The sequence below is a fragment of the Aquabacter albus genome, from assembly GCF_040049275.1.
GTDB lineage: Bacteria > Pseudomonadota > Alphaproteobacteria > Rhizobiales > Xanthobacteraceae > Aquabacter.
This window is the reverse complement of record NZ_JBDZDT010000001.1, coordinates 337703-358708: the sequence shown is the minus strand read 5'-3', so window position 1 is coordinate 358708 and position 21006 is coordinate 337703. Positions and strand designations below refer to the sequence as shown.

General features: G+C 68.1%; 6 protein-coding genes. 4 read left to right on the top strand and 2 right to left on the bottom strand.

Annotation, left to right across the window (positions count from 1 at the left end):
- Positions 1-76: 76 nt before the first annotated feature.
- Positions 77-13954, top strand: a complete 13878-nt coding sequence (locus ABLE91_RS01395; protein WP_348927728.1) for a DUF4114 domain-containing protein — start codon at positions 77-79, stop codon at positions 13952-13954.
- Positions 13955-14079: 125 nt separating this feature from the next.
- Here the strand turns inward: ABLE91_RS01395 and ABLE91_RS01390 are convergent, their stop codons facing one another.
- Positions 14080-15564: an MFS transporter gene (locus tag ABLE91_RS01390; RefSeq protein ID WP_510181891.1), complete on the bottom strand. Its 1485-nt coding sequence runs from the start codon at positions 15562-15564 to the stop codon at positions 14080-14082.
- 145 nt (positions 15565-15709) lie between these two features.
- Complete coding sequence (locus ABLE91_RS01385; RefSeq protein WP_348927726.1) at positions 15710-16687, bottom strand: aliphatic sulfonate ABC transporter substrate-binding protein; 978 nt, start codon at positions 16685-16687, stop codon at positions 15710-15712.
- Positions 16688-16833: 146 nt separating this feature from the next.
- On the opposite strand from ABLE91_RS01385, the gene ABLE91_RS01380 reads away from it, so the two are divergent.
- Genes ABLE91_RS01380 through ABLE91_RS01370 form a run of 3 tightly spaced genes read left to right on the top strand, consistent with a single transcriptional unit; the run spans position 16834 to position 20985 of the window.
- Complete coding sequence (locus tag ABLE91_RS01380) at positions 16834-18003, top strand: acyl-CoA dehydrogenase family protein (RefSeq protein ID WP_348927724.1); 1170 nt, start codon at positions 16834-16836, stop codon at positions 18001-18003.
- 23 nt (positions 18004-18026) lie between these two features.
- Positions 18027-19031 carry a TAXI family TRAP transporter solute-binding subunit gene (locus ABLE91_RS01375; protein ID WP_348927722.1) on the top strand — a complete coding sequence of 335 codons (1005 nt, stop codon included), beginning with the start codon at positions 18027-18029 and terminating at the stop codon, positions 19029-19031.
- 7 nt (positions 19032-19038) lie between these two features.
- Positions 19039-20985 (top strand): TRAP transporter permease, encoded by a 1947-nt coding sequence (locus tag ABLE91_RS01370; RefSeq protein WP_348927721.1) that lies wholly within the window; start codon positions 19039-19041, stop codon positions 20983-20985.
- The last annotated feature ends 21 nt before the right edge of the window (positions 20986-21006 follow it).

The following is a 21006-nucleotide window of genomic DNA, read 5'->3' as shown; positions in this document are numbered from 1 at the left end:
GGGGGGATGGTTTTATTTGGCCTAAGTTTCTCGTCGAGAGCGGTTTGGCGAGAATTTGGCGCGGTGGGGAAATTCCATGAGCGACAATGACTACAATGCCATTGCCGGTTTCGACACCTCATCTATCGGGCTCGATGCCACATCAGTGCAGGATGGCCTGACCGGCGTCGCTGTCGCGAACGCGGTCATCGCCAATCTCACCGGCCCGGCCCGCTACGCCAACGGCGTTGCCCTCATCGAGGCTGCCGCCAGCGATGGCAACGTCAGCCCGGTCCAGGCCCTGCTCGCCTTCGCCCACACGCTGACGGCCCTTGACGGCGACAGCAGCCACATCGGCGCCATCGGCGCGGAGATTGCCCGTCTCATCGCCACGGACGCGGTCGACGTGACGGACGCCATGGACGATGTCTCCGACGCCACGTCCGAGGGCCAGATCAGTGGCATCGAGACCTTGCACGCACTGCTCGCGGTCGCGGCCGACGGCCCCGTGGACGTCCAGATCCGTGCGGGCATGGTCCTCGCCTGGTTCATCACCAATGACCATGGCGGAAGCGAAGGAGGGAGCGAGGGCGGCGGCGAAGGCGGTGGCGAAGAGGGGGGCGGGGAGACCCTGACCCTTGCCGCGACCATGCAGGCCATCGAAGATGCCATCTCGAACGGCATCCTCTCGGAGACGGAGGCCTATGGCCTGCTCGCCGGCATCATTGCCCGGCCGAACTCCCAGTATTCCGGCGAGGCCACCAGCGAGCTGGCGGCCCTCATCGGCGGCGATAGCGCCGCGACCCATCAGGCCATCCAGATCCTTGCGATTGCCGCGGGCATCGGCATCTCCGAAGGCCCCCCCGGCGACGAAATCAACAACGTCTATTATTCGGGTCAGTCCATCAGCGCTCTGGCGGCGTCGGCCACGCCCGCGCTTTCGGTCCAGGACATCGCCGACGATATCAACGCCGCCGTCCAGGACCAAAGCCTGCCCGCGCTGTCGGCGATTTATCTGCTGGGCAGGTTCGCCGGCACATCTGCTGCCACCGTCGTGGCGGAAGTGCTCGACTTCGTCGAAAACGGTTTCGTCTCGGGGCAGGCGGCGCTCAATGCGCTGACCGCGGTGGGGCTGAGCAATGGCGCCCAGGGGGCGGCGCGGCTGCTCATCAGCGTCGTCGTCGCTGAGGCCGACTTGGCGTACACCGCGGGCCTCAGCCTGGCCACGCTGGTCGACACCACGACACCGTTATTCGCGCTTCCCAACTGGAAGCTGTCAGCCCGGGACATGGTGCTGGCCATCACCAACGGGATCTCGAACCAAGGCCTGCCAGCTGCCGGTGCCGTTGAGCTTCTGGTGGCCATTGCAACCGTTCCGGGCGGTCTCGTCCAGGATCGGAGCGCCATGAACGCCGCGACCGATGGCGTGCGCACCCTGGTGGAGGGCGGCGCCATCAGCGTGACCGATGCGACGGCGGCCATCGTTTCGATCATCGGCACCGACGGCCCAACGGTCGCCCAGGGCATGGCCTTCCTCATCGCTTTGGGCGGGAGCGGCCGTGCGGGCCCGCTGGGCGCCATAACGGGCAATCCGGAGCTCATCGCCGGTGCAGGGGAAGCCCTGGCCGACCTGATCCACGATCGCGCTGTTCCGGCTGCCGACATCGCCACGGCCATCGATATCGTTTTTGCCGGGGGCATCACGAATTATCTGGGTGTGGACGATCCGTCGCTGGCCCTATCCGTCCTCATCAAGGCCGCCGCTGTGCTGGCCGTTCTGGAGTCGGGCGGTCTCGAAACCATCGGTGCCGCCTTGGCGCTTCCCGCGCAAGATATTGGCTCATACGCCATGAGCGCGGTGAGCAACGGCCTGCAGGGCGGCGTGCTCACCGACCTGCAAGCCATCCATGTGGTCGTTGGATTTGCTGGCTCCGGAAGCGACGGGGATCTCATCGCCGCCGGCCGCGAGCTGACCTTCATCCTGAACCGGCACATGCTCACGCCCGCCCAGGGCCTGGCGGAGATCGCCGCGGCCGTGACGGCGGAAACGCTGACGCCGGACCAGGCAATCCTTCTTCTGGCCGGCGCAGCCACGGGGACCCCTCCCGTCGGGCTCACCGCCATCTACGCGCAGATCGCCGCTTACCTTGACGCCGATCCGGCCACCGGCGTCGGTGTCCTGGAGGGGGCGCTGGAAGATGCCCTCCTGAATGCCGGGCAGGCCCTTACCCTCCTTGCCCAGGCGGCGGCCCTCGGTTCGGCGCAGACCGCCAGTGCCGCCACCGATGCCCTGCTGTCCTGGGTGGATGGCGCCGCCATCACGGCCGATGCTGCGGCGACCCAGCTTCTCGGCCTCGCCAATGGCGGCGCCAGGGCGCTCCAGGCAATCGCTGGCGCGAACATCGCGGCGCTGATCGCCCACGGGGCCATCAGCCTCGGCGATGCCATCGCGCTCGTGGATGCGGCGGTGCCGTCGGCCTTGGATGCGGACGTCGCGCTCACCGTGCTGGTCCACATGGCCGCCGCCGGCGACGCGGCGCTGCAGACGGCGGTCCAGGACGAGATCGACGCGCTGATATCCAACGGCGACATCACCTTGCAGGCGGTCATCGCGGACCTCCAGGCCCTGCGCGCCGGCGCTTCCGCAGCGGTGCAGGCGATCATCGACGTGGAGCTGGGGATCCTGATCACCGATCCCGAGACGCTCGCGGAGACCGCCGGCCTCGGTTCCATCGCCCAAGTGGCGGCGGCGGCGCTTGCCATCGCCAACCTGTTCGGCACCGACCCCACCGCCGCGCAGACCATCATCGACGCCCTGGCGGGCCGCATCGAGAGCAGCAACCTCACCGCCAGCCAGGCGGCGAACCTGCTGGCGCAGATCTATGCCCATGGCGGCGACGGCGTTTTGCCGATCCTCGAAGCCATGGTCGATCTCACCACCCCCCAGGGCAATCCGGCCACCGCCCCCATCTGGGTCGGAACCATGTCGGACGCGATCGCCGCGCAGCTGACGGCGGGCGCCCTGGATGCTGCGGAGGCCTTCGTCGCCTTCGGCCAGCTTTCCGCCGTGAACGGCGCCACCGTGAACGGGACGGTTGCGACCCTTCTGTCCGGGGGCATCATCGCGGTCAGCGCGCTCGACGCCGCCGTCGATGCGGGCACCTTCACCCCCTCCAACGCCATCACCGTGCTGGGCAACATCCTGCCCGGCGCCTCGGCCGGCCTGCGGACGGAAGCCGTGGCGGAGATCGCGGCGCTCGTGGGCACCGATCCGGCTCTCGCCGCCCAGGCGCTCACGCGCTTCATGTCGCTCGCCGGGAGCGGCGATCACGACCTCAGGCTCGTGGGCAATGAAGGCATCGAGGCGCTGGCCGCCGCCGTGCCGGGCGTCGGCGATGCCGCCTTCCTTCAGCTGCTGGGATACTATCCCCTTCCGGATTCACAGGCGGACATACGGGCCGCGCTCACAGCGCTGCTTGCCGACGGGTCTCTGACCCCTGCGGAAGCGCTGGATCATATCGCCGGCCAGCTCCTGCTCAGCAATCCCAGCCCGCTCATCAATGCGACCCAGGCGCTGAGCCTGCTCGTGGCGCTCTCGTCCGTCGCGGACGCGCGGGATGCGATCTACGCCTATATGGGACAGGTGGCCGCTGCCAATTGGACGGCGCAGAACAACGGCACCCCCGTGTGGGGCTTCCTCCCGCAGGCGGCCATCACCGCCCTGGCCAGCGGCGCCGGGGCGGACATGGACCGCATCGCCGGAACCGCAGCCGAGATCGCCAGCCTGGGAGCCGGCTATCTCTCCAGCGCCCAGATCCGGGACAGCCTGTTCTCCGCGAACCTGACCACCGCGCAGCGCGTCACCCTCATGGCCGAGGTCGCCGGCTTCGCGAACGGTGCCGATGCGCCGTCCGTTTTCGGGACCTCCATCGCCGGTTTGATCGCAAGCCTGTCGGCAGCGGATCAGCGCGCCAGCTTGGATGCCATCAGCACCCTGATCGGGGACCTGCCGGATCACCTTACGGCGGCGAAGGCGGTCTCGTTGCTTTTCGCCGTCTATAGCGCCGGCAGCGCCAGCGCGAAGGATGGGGTGCTGGCGGAATTGACCGATATCGGCGCCGGCAGCACCCAGCCGGGCGGCGTCACCCAGGCCATCGTGGCCGTTATGGTCGCGGGTACCGTCTCCATGGCGGACGGTATGGGGGCGCTGACCAATCTTGCGGTGGGCGGCGCGGCGGGCTTCAGCGACGCGGTGGCGATTTCGCTGGAATTGGCCCTGGTGGGTGGCGAGCTCACCGCCCCGGCGGTGATGACCGCGCTGGAAGCCAGCATTTCCGGCGGCAACCTCACCGCGCAGCAGGCCGTCGGGCTGCTGGAGAGCGTGCTGATCGCGCGCTTCGAGGCCGGCGGCGACCCTATGGTGACCGCGACGCTTCAGACGGCCATTCTCGGCGAGATCGACGCGCTCATCACCAGCGGTCAGGTCACCCTGGCCGAGGCGATCTCGGCCATGACGGCCGCCGCATCCGGCGCATCGGATGGCGTGCTTCTCGCCATCGGTGGCGAGATCGCGGATTTCCTGGGCGGCCATGCGGGAAGCGAGGCGCAGAGCGTGGCCGGCATCGTGGCCGCTTCGGCGGACCATGTCATCACGGGCGCCGAGGCGCTGGCATTGCTCGTGGGCATTGCCATCCCGGCCGACGCGGCGCTTCAGGCTGCGACGGGCGGCGGCATCGCTGCCCTCGTCGCCAGCGGCGCCGTGACGGAAAATGCCGCGACGGGCGGCGTCTACAGCGCCTATCTGGAGGGTGGCCTGCCTCTTGATCACCTGGTGGCCGTCGTCGCGGGCGCCTGGGCGGAGGGCGGCGCCACGGTAGGCGCCAAGATCCTGGATCAGGTGGAATCCCACGGCTTCGCGACCTATGCGGACCTCGCCGGCCAGTTTGCGGACGCCGTTGATGCCGGCACGCTCACTGCGGCCGAAATGGTGGCCGGCGCTGCGGCCGTTGTTGTGGTGTCGGGCGATGCGGAAGGGGGCGCTTCTTTCCTCTCCGCCCTCATCTCCGAAGGCCTGATGGATGCCGACGATGCGCTGGTGGCGCTCGGCGCCTCCATTTCCGCCTCCGGCTTCACGGCGGCTGCGGCCATCTCGGTGATCGTGGAACTGGCGGACGGCCTTCCCGCATCGCTGGCCTCTCTCGGCGTCGGGATCGCGGAGCTCGTCGCAGCCGGCAAGCTCGCCTTCGCCGATGTGGGCACCGCCTTGTCGGACGCGGTCGATGGCGGCGTGCTCAGCTTCACCGAAGCTGTCACTTTGCTGATCAGCGCGGCGGGCGATACCTCCGCCGCCGCCGAGGCGGCCGGCATTGCCGGCCAGGTCGGGGCGCAGCTCGTCACCCTCATCGGCAGCGACGCGCAGCATTTCACCGATGTGCTCGACGTCATCCATGACGCCGCCACCGGCGGGACGCTGCCGATCGACATCGCCATTCCGCTCCTCGGCGGCCTTGCGGGCGCCGGCACGCAGAGCCAGCAGCTGGCCGTGGGCGCGGAACTCAAGGACCTGATAGACGCCGATCTCACCGACTTCGACACCATCAGGAGTACGCTGACGACGGAGGCCGAGGCCGGGCACATCTCTGCCGTCGGCGCGGTGCTCATCATCCTGCAATTGGCGCCGGACACGTCCACAATCAGCCTTACCCTTATCGGCCAGTCCATCGATTTCATAATCTCGGGTGGGGCGCTTTCCGCGAGCGATGCTGCCGGAGCCATTGTCGCTGCGGCCCACGACAGCACGCAGCCCATCTCGCTCGACATGGCGATCGGCGTTCTGGTCGAGCTGGCGGAACGCCATGTGTCGTCGCCCATCGATGCCGCGGATGCCGCGGTCATCGCGCAGGCCGGTGCGGCGCTCGCCGACCTCGTGGACAATGGCGACCTCACCGCCTCCGATCTGCTCGGCCGCCTCGCCAGCCTGCCGGCCTTCGGCGCCATCCCGCTGCTCGCCGCCATCGAGGCGGGCGCCGGCTTGGGAACGGAGCTGGGGCAGAGCGCCCATAACGCGCTGCTCGACCATCTGAACACCGTCCAGATCCATGATTTCGTGGAATCCGTCGGCCAGCTGATCGGCACGAACGGCCTGTCGGCCGCGGACGGCCTGTCGATCCTCATGGGCATGGCGACCGATGGCCTGCCGGCGCAGGTCGCGGTGGGCCACGAATTCACGCAGCTCATCAGCGCCGGGCGCGCCACCATGAGCGACGTGCACACGGCGCTTGTGGACGCCGACTTCGATCCGGGTGTGTCCGCCATCATCCTCGCCGGCATGATCGACACAAGCCCCGGCGCCTATTTCGGGGATGTGCTGGCGGAGCTCAACGCTCTCGAAATGCGCGAGCTTCCGAACGGCGCGTCGAGCTACCGGCCCTTTGTCCAGCAGCTCATTGCGGCGATCAGCGACGCCGTCAATTCCCCCGTCCAGCTCCAGGACGCCACCGGTCTGTACCTGGGCCAGGCGGTGCTTGCGCTCTCCGCCTTTGCGCGGGTCGGGGATTCCGGGGTGATGGAGGATGTGGGCGCCGCCATTGCCGCGCTCATCGGCGATTATCCCCAGAGCCAGGACGGGGTGATCGCCCTTCTCAGCATGTTGGTTGCGACGGGCGATGGCGCTTACACCAACATTGCCGCCAAGCAGCTCGCCTATCTCGGCGATGCACTCGGGCTCACCGCCGAGCAGTTCGTGCAGGCGGTTGCCGGCACCGTCGATGACGGCCTCTCGGCGGAGCAGGTCCTCTATGTCCTGGCACACCTCACCGCCATCAATCCCGTCAATTTGGGCGGCCCCAGCGATGCCGACTTCTATCCGAACATCGGGATTGCCGCGGGCGTGGCCATTGCCGGCCTCGTAGGCGGCAATTTCACCTTCGGCCAGGCGCTGGACGTGCTGGACAGCGTCTTCGGCGTCTCTGCCGACAATACGGCCCTGCTGCTGCTGGGCTTTGCCAGCGCGGGAACGGCGGCCGATCAGATCGCCGTCGGCCGCGCACTGGCGAGCATCGCCTCGGGAAACATCTTCCAGGAGCTGGGGCTGGTTCCGGACGATGTCGCGAACATGGTCAGGCTCGGGATGATGGTCGCGGGCGGGACCGCCGGCGGGACCATCGGCGTCGGCCTGGACGATGCGGCGGTCGCCGAGATCCTGACGGGGCTGGATACGGCGGTCGATGCCGGCACCATGTCCGCCATCGACGCTCTGCAGGCGCTGGTGAGCCTGGTCTCCGGCACCACGCGGCAGGGCGACTCCATGGCGGTCCTGCGCATGGCCGTGTTCGATGCGCTGGCGAACCTCGTTCCCGAGCATATCACCGCGGACAATGCGATGCGGGTTCTCCTCACGCCGCCTTCCGGCGTGACTGATAACGCTGCCGTCTCGATGGAGGCGGAAGCGGGCAGCCTTATCGCCTCGCTGGTCAAGGCGGGCCTCTTGACGCCGGGCGCCGTTTCAACGGCCATCGACACGGCGCTCAGCAACCACACGCTGGCGCCGGAGCAGGCCGTCGCCATCATCACCGGCGCGACGCTCTACCACGACTATACCGATATCTCCCCGGTCACCTACGACCTCCCGGTGGCGCTCGGCCAGTATCTGGGCGGCCTGATCGACAACGGAGACATCAGCGTCAGCGCCGCGATGGACGCCGTCCAGGCGGCTCAGTCCAGCTACCGCATGGGCTATGTGCTGAACGAGGTCGCGTTGCTGGCGGCGGTGGCCAGCCACGGCGCCTCGGGGCTGCAGGCGGCGGTCGGAGAGACGCTCGTCGGGGTCTTCGGGGCCTATGGCGGGAACGCCGAATTCATGTCGCTGTTCGACACCTTCGTCAACCAGCCCGGCATGATGACCGCCGGGCAGGCGATGGCCGTGCTCCTCGGCATGGCGGACAATTTCGAAACATACACCCCCCTCGGAACAACCGTGTTCCGCCTTTCCGGTGTGCAGGCCGTCGCGGTGGAGCTCGTGACCCTGATCGGCCGCGGAGCACTCACCGAGCAGGGCGTTGTGGACGACGTGGCAGGAGAAATTTCCGCCGGCCGCCTGTCCGTGTCTTACGGCCTCTCTTTGATGACCTATCTGGTCTCCAGCGACGGCGCATTGACGGACATCGTCACCGACGAGATTTCGGCGCTGATCACAGGCGGAAGCTTGACCCTCGGCAGCGCCGTCGACGGCCTCTTCTTCGCCGCCGGCAACCACCCGGCGACCGATCTGGCGAGCGTCTTCGTGGTGAGCGGCATCAACCGGATCATGGGTGATCTGGTGGAAGACGGCCACATCACCCTGGACGCGGCTGTCACCCACATCGTCGACGCGGTGGACGCGGACGCGCTTTCGCTGCCGGACGCTGTGGGTGTCCTTGCCGGCCTCGCTTCGGCGGCGACGGACGAAGCTGCGTTCGAGCGCCTCGGCGCGGCGTTGGGATCGCTGTTCGCCGCAGGCATGGCGCCGGGCAATGCCGAGGCGAATCTCAGCCACGCCCTGGACGCCGGCTGGGCGACCACGGCGAAAATGGCCTCGCTCATCGCCTACGCGGCTGGCGTCACCTCCAGCCTGCCGAACGCGAATGACTACGACCAATCTCTCGCCATACCGCTGGCGCGCGCGGGGGCAGCGGGTGCGGTGGATGCGGTGGACCGGGCCTATGAGGCGGACGGTATCCCGGCCGCTCACGTGGTCCAGCTCCTCACCTACGTCCAATTCACCAGCGCGCTGGGCTCCCAAACGGTCATCGGGCCGGAGCTCATGAAGATGGCGGTGGACGGCGGCCTGGGCATCCCCGCCGTCATCGACCAGATCATCAGCATCCTTCCCAACTTCTCCTACTATGCGCCTCAGCTCATCAGCGCCATGGCGGTGGATGCGGACGTCGCCTCGCAAGTCGCGTTGGGCCACGCCATGGGCGATGCGGTCGTGGACGGTGACGTCGACGTCAACAGGATGCTGGCGGGGGTCAGCATGTCCGGCCTCGACAGCGGCCGCGCCAACACGCAGCTCCTCGCCATAGCCGGCGGCGGCGACGCCGGCGTGCAGCTCGCCATCGGCAAGGCCTTCGGCACGCCGCTCGCCAGCATTCCCGTCAGCGCCGACGCGGTCGACACCGCCACCACGCAGATGCTCGAGGGCGGCCTCACCGACGGCGCGCTGACGGCGGCCCAGCTTGCCGTGGTTCTCGCCGGCATGGGGCAGGTGGATTTCCCGAGCCCGTATTCGGCCCACACGGCCAGCTACGAGCTGAACGCGCTCGTGACCGCCGGAAGCATTTCCGCGTCCGACGCCATGGCGGCCATCGACGGTGCTGTGGGCAGCCTCGACCTCGGCAAGCTGGTCCACTGGCTCGCCGGCGCCTCCACCTATTCGGCGCTGCATGATGCGGTGGCGGAGGAGATCGCGGACCTCGCGGACGCGGGGAGCGCGACGGGGATCCTCGACTACATCAAGGAAATCACCGGCACCACGCCGATCGATGTGGCCGCGCTCACCGCCATCTCCAGCGCGACCGCCGCCCACCTCTACATCAGCGTCGCCGGCTTCGGCGATGCCGGGACCCAGGATGCCGTCGGCACGAAGCTCGCGCTTGTGGTCAGCGGCAACAGCACCTATCTCAACGACATCGATGCGGCGGTGACGGACGGCAGCCTGTCCGGCGCCGGGGCGGTCCATGTGATCGCCAACCTCCTCGCCGCGCTCTCATCCGATCCTTCGAGCGCCATCGGGAGCTGGGCCGCTTCCCATATTGACGCTTACGTGGCCGACGGGCGGGTGGACACGGCCACCGCCGCGCCGCTGCTGCTGGATGCGGCCGCCCACGCCACAACGGCGGGGCTTGCCGGGATCGGCGCCGTCATGGGCTCGCTCGAGGTGGACCCGTCCGCCGTGCAAAACGCCCTGGCGGCCGGGGACCTGACGGACGATCAGGCCGTCCGGCTGCTTCTGGGCTTCGGCATCGGCCAGAGCGAGGCCAGCGCGAGCTTCCTTGCGGCGCGGGATGCCCTCGTGGCGCTCGTGGAGGCGGGCGAGGTCTCCGGCGCGGAGATCATGCAGGATGCGGCCTCGACGCCGCTGAGCGTGCAGCAGCGGAATGCCATCGCCTTCGGGCTGATCGGCCATGGCAGCGCGGCGGACGATGCCGCCATCGGCACCTATTTCGCGGCCGGGGCGGCCCATTTCGGCGCCCAGTTCGGGGCGGGGGATGACCCCTTCTTCACCGGCTCGCTCAGCGAGGTGGGCCTCGTCTTCGCGAAGATCCAGGTCGGCCAGATGTCGGTCACCGACGCCATCACCGACCTCGAGCAATATGCGGCTGCGCACAATGTCTCGACCTTCGCCGCGCTCTATTCCCTGAACTCGCTGCTGACCGGCGAAGGCAACGGCGTGAGCGCGGTGCGGGCGGAGATGATCGACAAGATCGCCATCGGCGATCTCTCGGCGGAGCTGGCATGGCGCGTCGCCGAGGGCACCACGGCCGCCAATGTGCGCGACGCGCAGGGCAACGTGCATCAGGAGGCTCCCGACCCGACCGCGCTGACACAGCAGGAGGCGCGCCAGCTCCTGGCCTGGGAAGGGACCCTCGCCTTCATGCCGGACCAGGTGTCTCTCGTGGGGAACATGTTCGGGAACGACCTGTGGGTGGCGCAGCAGCTGCGCGCCAACACCGTCGGCTTCCTGAGCATGGACACCGTGGTCAACGCCATGCGGCTCGGGACCTATTATCTCAACACCGGGATCCAGGGCGTCGGCCAATCCACCTATGCCTACGACCTCGCGCTCGTGTCCATGCTGCATGGGGTGACGGAATCCGAAGTCCGGTCGCCCTTCCTTTCGGACTACAGCATCACCCTCAACGCTCTGAGTACGCGCCTGCTGAACGGCGGCGCCGAGGACACGCTCGTCAAGCAGTATGTCGCCGGCAATCTGACGTCCGATCAGGTCTTGGAGGCACTCGACAAGGAAGTGCAGGCCACCGGCCTCGGCAGCCAAGGCGCCGATACGGGCATGATGCACGACATCGGGCTTGCCTGGCTGCACCTGCGCGCGCGCCAGCTCATGGCGAACAATCCGGGCACGGACGACGCCTTCGACGCGCGGCAATTGATAGCCGTGCTCGACGACGCGCAATACAAGGACGACATCCTCACGGGGTATGGCGCGCTGCTCGGCATGTCCTCGTCGGGAGCCGGCGCCACCATCACGTCCATCGAGAGGCAGCTCGCGTCTCAGGGGGCGACCTCTGTCATCCGCCAGCACCTGCCGCCCGGCACCACGCTGAGCGACCGCGACCAGGCGTTCATCGACACGGTCACCACCATGGGCAACGGCATGGCATGGGTGCTGAACAAGCACCCGCTCGGCCGCGCCTATGTGAGCGTTCTGGACGATCCTCAAAGCGCGAACGCCTACACCCAGCTGGGCATTCAGATCGCCACGATGGTGGGCACCAAAGCCGCGGTGGACGCCATGTTCGCCGGCACCCCGATGGGCCTGGCCATCACCGCCACCAAGCTCGGCGCGCAGGCCGGCCTTTACGTCCTCGGCATGGGCGCCGTGCAGGGCGCGATCAGCGAAGTGCCGGGCGCCTATGAGTATCTTCACGGCCAGCTCACCATCGCGGCCGCCACCGCGAGCCTCATCGGCGATGTCGTCGGCGATCTGAGCACGGAGGCCGCGCACATCATCGTCGATGCGGTGCCGAACCTCATCTCCTTCGGCAATGCCGTCGCCAGCGGCGATGCGGAGGGCATGGCCACCTCCATCGGCAACGTGGCGATGGACTATTACATGCTCCAGACCGGCGTGGACCCGCGCCTCTATGTGCCGGTGGCCGAGCATTTCGCGGACTTCATCGTCCATCTCTTCACGGGCGATGTCGGCGCGCTGGACGACGACATCAAGGCCATGGGCTCGGCCTATCTCGACACCATCATCAAGAACCCCTACCTCGCCGCCATCGGCGACCGCATGGTCCAGTATGCCTCGACGATCAACGACGCCCTGGCGGAGATCAACGACTCCTACCGCATCCTCGGCCAGAACATTTACACGGGGCTGCTGTATGTCGGCACCGGGTTCGATGAGGCTGGCAATCTCCTGCGGTCCGTGGCGCATACCATCGGCGATTTCGTTGACGATGTCCTCGAGGGCCTCGGCATCGACGGCTATATCTCCGGCGCCACCGTGTTTGCCGACGCCAACTTCAACGGCGTGCTCGATGCGGGCGAGGCGCACACCACCACGGACACCAATGGCCGGTATGCGCTGGTGTCGGGTGGCGCCCCGCTGATCCTGACGGGTGGCATCGACACGGCCACCAACCTGCCCTTCGACGGCACCATGCTGGCGCCGGCGGGCTCCACCGCCATCACCCCGCTGACCACCCTCGTCCAGAAGGTGGCGGCCGCCGGCAGCGGCGATCCCGCCGCCGCGCAGCAGGTGGTCGCCGCGGCGCTCGGGCTCCATTCCGGCCTCGACCTCAACGATCTCGACCCCATCGCCGCCACCCGCATCGGCGTCGCCGGCGCGGCGGAGGCGTTCGCCACCGCATCCAGCATCCTCAACACGGTGGCGCTGCTGGAGGCCGCGGGCGCCACGGATGATCCCTTCGATGCGATCGCGGCGCGGCTGGCGGCGGCCGCCGCCGGCGCCGCCATCGACCTCACCGACCCCGCCACGGTCGCGGCCATCGCCGCCAGCGCCGGGGTGCCCGCAGGCATCGCCGATGCGGTGGTGCAGCTCGTGGTCGCCAGCAACACGCTGATGGAGCGGAATGCCGCCGCGGCCACCGACCCCATCAGCCTGCTCGAGGCCGTGACGGCGGTGAGCATCGCCGCCCAGGGCGACACCTCCCACGCCCTTGCCGCGGCAGGGTCCGATCCGGCCCTGCTGGCCAGCGTCCTTGCCGGGCACACCGGGGCCAATCTTGCCAACCAGGTGGCCGCCGACCGTGCCCATGTGGGCGACTTCGGCGACAGCAGCGCGGGGGGCGGCGAGGTGCCGCTCAAGATCAGCCTCGACGGCCACGGCATCGAGCTGTCCCTGGACAACGGCGCCGCCATCGCCGGCAACTGGGTCCGCTTCTCCGCGCTGGATTCCGGCCTGCAGCCCGGCTCCACTTTGCTGATCTATGCGGTGGACGGCTCCGGCAATCTCATCAGCCGCGAGGATCACCACGCCGGCAGCGACGTGACCCTGGAGCAGGCCGTCCTCGCCTCCATCGGGGCGGTGGCGGACGACCATGGCGCGAGCCTGCTTCTCGGTGCGCAGTCGGTCTATCTGCCTGCGGGGGAACAGCTGCGCTTCGCGCTCCTCGGCGGCGACCATGCCGTTGACCCGACGCCGGATGCCGATCTCGTCGCCTGGCACGACGGCTCGCTCCAGGTCACCATCGAAGGCCAGCATCTGAGCGCGGTCGCCAACAACGCGCTCTCCGATGCGACCGAGCTCGCCAATGCGCAGCGCACCACCGGCAAGCCCTTCGTCTTCCTCCAGCAGGGCGAGACGCTGAACATCGAACTGACCGGCAGCTCCGCCAACACCAACACGCTCGGCTTCGTGCATGTGGATGTGGACGCCGGGACCGGCGCATGGAGCGTTGGCGGGGTGGCGTATGGCGACACCGACGCCTTCGCCGAGGCTGTCCGCAGCCATATGGACAGTGGCATCCGCGAGGACCGCGGCGGCGACTTCGACACCCACACGAACTGGACCGTGGCCGGCGCCACCGGCTATTACGCGCCGGTCCTCCTCACCCCGTCGGGCGAGACCTTCGTCATCGGCAACGCCAATCCCGGCGGATATGAATATATCCGCATGTACGGCGAGAACACGTTCGGCTTCGAAGACCTCGCCTACAACCAGGGGTCGGATTTCGACTATAACGACATGGTCATCCGGCTGGTGCCGGCGCCGGAACACCTTGTTTGATGCACATCTGCTGCCCCCGTGGAGATGCGGGGGCGGCATCAACTGTTTGGGAGTGAGAAGTCCCGCCAAAAAAGGGGCGCTGACCTCCATTCAGGGTAGAACAGAAGCCGCAAAAGCTTCCGCCCCTAATCCACCATCGACAGCGGCCGGGCGACGCTCTCGAGCGGCTGGCGCTCGGCGCGGATGCCGAAGCGTAGGGTGACCAGCGCGGCGATGATCATCAAGGCACCGGCGAAGAGATAGCCGAGGAGAATCTGGCTGCGCGAGCCGGTGTCGATCAGCGCGCCCAGCAACCAGGGAGCCGCGACGCCGCCAATGCCGGTGCCGAAGGCATAGAACAGCGCGATCGCCAGCGCCCGGACCTCCAGGGGAAAGCTCTCCGCCACGGTGAGGTAGGCGGATGACGCCGCCGCGGAGGCGAAGAAGAAGGTCGCCGACCACGCCAGCACCTGCGTGTCCGCACTGAGCATGTCGTGCGAGAACAGCAGCCCCGTCGCGGCGATCAGCATGCCGGACATGGTGTAGGTGAAGACAATCATGGGCTTGCGCCCGATGGTGTCGAACAGGCGCCCCATCAGCAGCGGGCCCAGCACGTTCCCTGCGGCGAACGGGAGCACGTACCAGCCGACCTCGGCATTCGGCACGCCGTAGAAGGTGCCGAGGATCAGCGCATAGGAGAAGAAGATGGCGTTGTAGAAGAAGGCCTGCGCCGTCATCAGCGCAAGGCCGAGCAGCGTGCGCTGGGGATAGTCGCGCACCAGCACCCGCATCACCTCGCGGAGGGGCGTGGAGGCCCGTGTCCGCACGCGGATGCGGACGTCGGGCTCGGACAGCACCACGCCTGGGCGCGCCACGCGCGCCTCGATATCGGTGACGACCGCTTCCGCCTCAGCAACGCGGCCATGGGTCATCAGCCAGCGCGGGCTTTCGGGGATGAACCGGCGCAGGAACAGGATGCCGAGCCCCAATGCGGCGCCGAGGAAGAAGGCGAGCCGCCATCCGAGTTCCGGATCGATGAGGCGCGGATCGAGCAGGAAGATGGTGCCGACGCCGCCCATGGCCGCTCCGACCCAGAAGCTTCCATTGATCAGGAGGTCGGTCCAGCCGCGCCGCCGGGCGGGGATGAGCTCCTGGATGGCGGAATTGATCGCGGTGTATTCGCCACCGATGCCCGCGCCGGTGAAGAAGCGGAACAGCGCGAAGCTGAAAAGATCCCAGGAGAATGCGGTGAGCGCGGTCGCCACAAGATAGACCAGCAGGGTGATGCTGAAGAGGCGCTTGCGGCCGAGCCGGTCGGCCAGCCAGCCGAAGAACAGCGAGCCGCCCACCGCGCCTGCGAGATAGGCGCTGCTCGCAAATCCCACTTCGGCCGCGCTGAACTGCAGCACCGGGCTGTCGCGCAACGCGCCGGCCACGGAGCCCGCCAGCGTCACCTCGAGCCCGTCGAGGATCCAGGTGATCCCGAGCGCGACGATGACGAGCCAATGGAACCGGCCCCATGGCAGCCGGTCCAATCGCGCCGGAATCGCCGTTTCGGCGACATCGGGCGCAAGGGTTGCGGCGTGTCGCCCTGCATCTGCCGCGTGGGGAGGGTGATCGAGCCCGGACATTCGAGGGGGAGAACGCCGGGAGGCCCCGGGGGGTTCACGGCATGTCCGACCCCGATCTGGGAGGGGCGTCCGCCGACCTAAGGTCACCCGCTGCGTCCGCGACGTCGGAATGGGGTGGCCACGCCGCGCGGCCACCCCGCATGGATCACTGCGTCGCCGGCTGCCAGACCGAGACGGCCGAGGCGTCCACCTTCTTCGGCAGCAGCCCTTCGGCGAAGAACACGTCGGCGATCTTCTGCTGTTCGGTGAGGCCCGCAGGGGTCACCACGCCCACCTGGTAGGAGCGGCGCGCATTGGCCTTCTCCACGGTGGGGGCGTCGATGCTCCAGAGGTTCGCCAGAATGTCCGCCGCCTCCTTGGGATGCGACTTGGTCCAGGCGCCGGTGGCCTTGAGCTGGGCGAAGATCACGTCCAGCACCTTGCTGCCGCGCTTCGCATAGTCCTCGGTGGTCAGGTAATAGCGCTTGTAGCTGGCAAGGCCCGTGCCGTCCGCCAGGATGCGGGCGCCGGACTGCACCTGGGCGCTGGCGAGGAACGGGTCCCATGCCACCCAGGCATCCACATTGCCGCTGACGAAGGCCGCGCGCGCATCGGCGGGGGTGAGATAGGCCGGCGTGATGTCCTTGATGGTGAGCCCGGCCTTGGCGAGGGCCACCAGCAGCAGATAGTGGCTGCCCGCGCCCTTGGTAACGGCGATCTTCTTGCCCTTCAGCTGGTCGAGCGCGGTGATGGGCGAGTTGGCCGGCACGAGGATGGCCTGGGCGGAGGGGGAGGGGGCCTCATCCGCCACATAGACGAGCTTGGCCCCCGCCGCCTGGGCGAAGACGGGCACCGTGTCGGCCACGTCCGCGCTGAAATCGATGCTGCCGAGATTCACCGCCTCGAGCAGCGGCAGGCCGCTGGTGAATTCATGCCAGGAGATCTGGACGCCCAGAGGGGCGAGGGCCTTCTCCAGCGCCCCATTGGTCTTAAGCAAGGTGATGAGGGTGGAAGAGCGCTGATAGCCGATGCGCAGCTTTTCCGGGCTCTGCGCGAGCGCGTGCGATGTAAGGCCGGCGACGATCAACGCCGCCCCGGCGGCGGCCTTGAAGACCCTCAGGAGGGCCGAAGAAACATGGGACATGGGAAATTTCCTCAGGGACGATCCACACCCAGCCATATGAACAGGTATGTTGACTAATTCTATAGACTAAGTTTCTATCGACGCAATCCGGGCCGCTCTCGTGCCCGGTCCGGCCTGTTTCCAAAAAAGCGCCGCTGGAGCCTTTGATGTCCGTTCTGCCCTTGTCCTTCGTCTCCCAGCCAGAGGTGCCGGCGCCCGCCACGCTGAAGCGGCTCGCGACCACCTTCGCCAGCCGCGCCGCCGCCCATGATCGCGATGCCAGCTTCGCCTTCGAGAACTTCCGCGACCTTGAAAGCGCAGGCGTGCTCAGGTTGACGGTGGCCAGCGAGTTTGGCGGCGCCGGCGGTGGGCTCTCGGACGCCTCGCAGGTGCTGAGCGCCATCGCATGGGGCGATGCCTCAACCGGGCTCGTGCTGGCCATGCACTACATCCAGCACGGCCTTCTCGCGCGCAAACGCCATTGGCCGAGCCCGCTCCGCGCCCTGGTCGCCCGCAGCGCCATTTCGGAGGGTGGGCTCATCAACCAGGTGCGGGTGGAGCCGGAACTGGGCTCGCCCACCCGTGGCGGCGAGGCCGGCACCATCGCGGAGCGCGTGCCCCAGGGTTGGCGCATCAACGGCCACAAGCGCTACGCCACCGGCTCCGAGGGCCTCGCCTGGTTCGTGGTGTGGGCGCGCACCCCGGACAATGCCCAGGTGGGCATGTGGCTGGTGCCGGGAAATGCCCTCGGCGTGCGCATCGAGAAAACCTGGGACCATCTCGGCATGCGCGGCAGCTCCAGCCATGACGTGATTTTCAGGGACGTCATCGTGCCGGCCGAATATGCGGTGGACCTGAAGGCGCCCGCCGACGCGCAGAAGTCCGATCTCCACCACTCGGCCTGGTTCACGTGCGCGCTGAACGCGGTCTATGTGGGCGTGGCCGAGGCGGCCCGTGACTTCCTCGTTTCCTACGTGCAGGAGCGGGCCCCGACGAGCCTCGGCGCGCCCCTTTCCACCCTGCCGCGCATTCGCGAACAGCTTGGCCGTATGGACATCCTGGTGCGCAGTGCGCGGCGCCTCCAGGAGAGCATCACCGCGGAATACGATGCGGCGCCGGGCAGCGTCTCCATCGCCGAATTGGGCGCGGTGAAGCAGGTGATCTCCGACCAGACCATCGAGGCGGTGAAGATCGCCATCGAGACCATCGGCAATCCCGGCCTCAGCCGGAGCCATCCTCTAGAGCGGCATTTCCGCGACGTGCAGTGCAGCCGCATCCACACGCCGCAGCTCGACGCTTCCGCCCTCGCGGCGGCGCGCGAGCGCCTCGACGCCTGACCGACAGAAAAAAGGCTTTCCCGATGCGTGCTTTCTCTTCCCGCGCCGTGCTCGGCGCAGCGCTTGCGCTCGGCCTCTCGGCCGGCGCCGCCTCCGCCCAGACCTATAATCTCAGCCTCTGCGCCGCGAGCGTGGGCGGCACATGGCAGTTGCTCGGCAGCGGCCTGGATGCCGCCGTGCGCAAGAAATTCCCCGGCTCCACCATCACCATCCTCACCTCCGGCGGCGGCATCGCGAACGCCAAGTCGCTGGTGGAAAAGAAGTGCGACCTCGCCATCATGCATGCGCCCGAGGTGGAGCTGGCATTGACCGGCGGCGAGCCCTTCACCGCGCCCATCCCCAATCTGCGGGTGATCGCGCGGCTGGAGAACTGGTCGCCCATGCATCTCCTCGTCACCAAGGACTTTGCCGACAAATACGGCATCAAGACCGCCTCGGACCTTGGCCGGGTGAAGCCGCCCATCCGCATCATCATCAACAAGCGCGGCAACATCTCCTCCTCGCTGGCGGAAGCCCTGCTGAAGGAGAGCGGCCTGTCCATCGCGGACATCGAGAAGGCCGGCGGCAAGGTGCTGCGCGGCGCATCGGCCGAGCAGACCAATCTGATGCGCGACGGCCGTGCTGATGGCGGCATGAACGTGCTCTACCCGCGCCACAGCTCCATCCTCGACACGGCGGAGGGCGTGCCCGTGACGCTGGTCGGCTTCTCGCCGGAGGTGGTGGCGAAGGTGGGCGCCGAGTGGAAGGTGGACAAGTTCGTCATCCCCGGGGGCACCTATCCCTTCCAGTCCAGTGACGTGGAGACCGTGACGCTGGGCGGCCATCTCGTGGCGCTGGCCGGCACCGACGACAAGACGGTCTCGGACATCCTCGCGGCCGTCACGGAAAACATCGATGTGTTCCACGCCCTCCACCACGAGATGAAGCGCCTGACGCCTGCGCTGCTGCCGAGCGCCACGGGCCTGCCGTACCATCCGGCCGCGGTGAAGTTCTACGCCGACCACCACATCCAGCCGGCGACGAACTGAGGCGCCCATGTCCGCGATCTCCTCTCCTGAAGTGGCGGAGCCGTTCCGGCTCCGCGCGCTGCTGACCACCGGCCGGCGGCGCACGGTGCGCGGCTGGGTTCGCCTGCCGATCCTGGCGCTTGCCGTTTTCACCGCGCTCTGGAGCGTCTACCAGGCGCTGATCTCGGACATGGACGTCCTGGGCCTCACCATCATCTTCCTGACCCAGGTCCTGACGCTCACCTTCCTCACGGTCTCGCCCACCGCCGGCGCCCGCCGGGACCGCATCTTCTGGCTGGATTATGTGTGCGCGGCGCTCGCCATCGCGGCCGGGGTGCATTTCGCCCTTCAGATCGACGTCATCGAGAGCCGCATCACCCTGTTCGACCCGCTGAGCACGGGCGACCTGTTCTTCTCCAGCGCGATCCTGGTCCTGCTGCTGGAAGCCTCGCGCCGCACCATCGGCTTCGACATGGCGGTGCTGATCGTCCTATTCGTGCTCTACAACCTGTTCGGCAACTGGATCGGCGGCCTGATCGGCCACCAGGGCGTGAGCTACGCCCATTTCGTCGATGTCGCCTTCTTCACCACCGATGGCGTGTTCGGCGTGCCGCTGCGGGTCGCCGCCACCTATGCCTTCCTGTTCGTGATCTTCGGCAACCTGCTCACCCGCTGCGGTGGCGGGGAGTTCCTCTACAAGCTTTCGGCCGCGCTCGCCGGCCGCAATGCCGGCGGCCCGGCGAAGGTGGCGGTGATCTCCTCCGGCCTCTTCGGCTCGGTCTCGGGCAATCCCGTGGCCGACGTGGTGACCACGGGCTCGGTGACGATCCCCATGATGGTGCGCTCCGGCTTCCAGCCGAAGATCGCCGCCGCCATCGAGGCCACCGCCTCCAATGGCGGCGCTCTGATGCCGCCGGTGATGGGCGCGGCCGCCTTCATCATGGCCGAGTTCACGGGCTTTGATTACGGCGCCATCGCGCTCGCGGCCCTGGTGCCGGCGCTGCTCTATTATGTGAGCCTCTACGCCCAGGTGCATTTCTATGCCCGCGCCCAGGGCTTGCGCGGCCTGCCCCGCAACGAGCTGCCGCGCTTCTGGCAGACACTCAGGGCGGATGCGCCCATGCTGCTGCCCCTGGTGGCGCTCGTGGGGACGCTGGCAGCCGGATATTCGCCGTCCATGGTGGCGTTCGTCGCCGCCGTCTCGGTGATCCTCGCCGCGAGCCTGCGCCGCTCCACCCGCCTCGGCCTCCTCGCCATCCTGGAGCAACTGGCGGAAGCCACCGAGCGCATGATGCCGGTGGCCATCGCCTGCGCGGCGGCGGGCCTGATCCTCGCCGGCATGACCATGACGGGCCTTGCCAACAAGTTCAGCGAGGTCATCGTCTTCATTTCCGGCGACAGCCTGGTGGCCGCGCTGATGTGCGCCGCCGTGCTCACCACGCTGCTGGGGCTCGGCCTGCCCACGTCGTCCACCTACATCCTCGCCGCCATCCTCATCGGCGGCATCCTGGAGAAGCTGGGGGTGGGCAAGATGCAGGCGCACCTGTTCCTGCTCTATTTCGCCGCCATGTCCGCGCTGACCCCGCCGGTGGCCATATCGAGCTATGCGGCGGCGGCGATCGCCGGAACCAACCCGTTCACCACCTCCATGTACGCCATGCGCAAGGCCGCCGTGGCCTTCCTGGTGCCCTTCGGCTTCGTCGCGAACCAGGGCCTCATCCTCGCCGGCCCCTGGTGGGGGATTGCGCTCGCCATCACGGCGGCGACGCTCGGCGTGATCCTGCTCGCCTCCGCCTTCGAGGGGTTCCTGGAGACGCGCCTGAAGGGGTGGGAGCGCACGCTCCTGGCGGCCGGCGGGCTCGCGCTTTTGGCGGCGCCGCTTCCCCTGGGCCTGCTCGGCCTTCTTCCCGCGCTGGCCGGCGCATCCCGCACGCTCCGGGCCTCGCTCGGCCGGCGGACCGTTCCAGCCGAATAATCCAGAACCCTTAAGAGGCCG

What these genes read in the sequence shown, in the direction of transcription:
- ABLE91_RS01370 (WP_348927721.1), top strand. Translation starts at nt 19,039, where the DNA reads ATGTCCGCGATCTCCTCTCCTGAAGTGGCGGAGCCGTTCCGGCTCCGC.
- ABLE91_RS01380 (WP_348927724.1), top strand. Translation starts at nt 16,834, where the DNA reads ATGTCCGTTCTGCCCTTGTCCTTCGTCTCCCAGCCAGAGGTGCCGGCG.
- ABLE91_RS01385 (WP_348927726.1), bottom strand. Translation starts at nt 16,687, where the DNA reads ATGTCCCATGTTTCTTCGGCCCTCCTGAGGGTCTTCAAGGCCGCCGCC.
- ABLE91_RS01375 (WP_348927722.1), top strand. Translation starts at nt 18,027, where the DNA reads ATGCGTGCTTTCTCTTCCCGCGCCGTGCTCGGCGCAGCGCTTGCGCTC.
- ABLE91_RS01390 (WP_510181891.1), bottom strand. Translation starts at nt 15,564, where the DNA reads ATGTCCGGGCTCGATCACCCTCCCCACGCGGCAGATGCAGGGCGACAC.
- ABLE91_RS01395 (WP_348927728.1), top strand. Translation starts at nt 77, where the DNA reads ATGAGCGACAATGACTACAATGCCATTGCCGGTTTCGACACCTCATCT.